Consider the following 811-nt stretch of genomic DNA (forward strand, 5'->3'; position numbering starts at 1 on the left):
AACATGGGGGATTTATACCGTTATGAGGAGTGGACGCGCCGCTTCATCATTAAAACATTCCATGACTATCGGGTTGTCCAGCTTCCGGCAACGGCTCATTTTTCTGACACGAAAAAGGGGCGCAAAGAGCTGAAACGGGCACAGAAAATTTATAATGCGCACCCCGGCCTATTGCTCATGGCACGGGATGAAACAACGTATCAATTTATGAAACAGCATTTTCAAGAAAAAACAATTTTGAAGCAGCCGGACATGGTGCTGTATTTAGATAGAAGCAAGACCCCCGCAGAACGCGAAGGGGTTTATATGTGTTTGCGCGAGGATCAGGAAAGCGTGCTTCAGGAGGACCAGAGGAACCGGGTCAAGGCTGCGCTATGTGAGGAATTCGGCGAGATCCAATCCTTTACGACAACGATCGGCCGCCGGGTCAGCCGCGATACACGCGAACAAGAACTTGAAGCACTGTGGTCTAAGCTGCAAAGCGCAGAAGCCGTCGTCACTGACAGGCTTCATGGCATGATTTTTTGCGCGCTGACAGGAACGCCGTGTGTTGTCATTCGCTCCTTTGACCATAAGGTAATGGAGGGCTATCAATGGCTTAAAGACATCCCGTTCATGAAGCTGATAGAACATCCGGAGCCAGAGCGCGTAACAGCCGCAGTCAATGAGCTTTTAACAAAAGAAACACCCCGTGCCGGCTTTCCGAGAGATGTGTATTTTAAAGGTCTGCGTGACAAAATCAGCGGTGAAGCGCAATGACCCCGCTCGTCAGCATTATTGTCCCGATGTATCATGTTGAACCATTTATAGG

General features: G+C 49.4%; 1 protein-coding gene. It reads left to right on the plus strand.

Annotated elements, in window-relative coordinates; genetic code table 11:
* The coding region (locus tag ACWHAR_RS25640; protein ID WP_452088254.1) for a polysaccharide pyruvyl transferase family protein at positions 1-759 on the plus strand (759 nt) is incomplete at its 5' end.
* Between the last annotated feature and the right edge of the window lie 52 nt (positions 760-811).

It is taken from the genome of Bacillus sp. LR--39 (genome assembly GCF_053613335.1).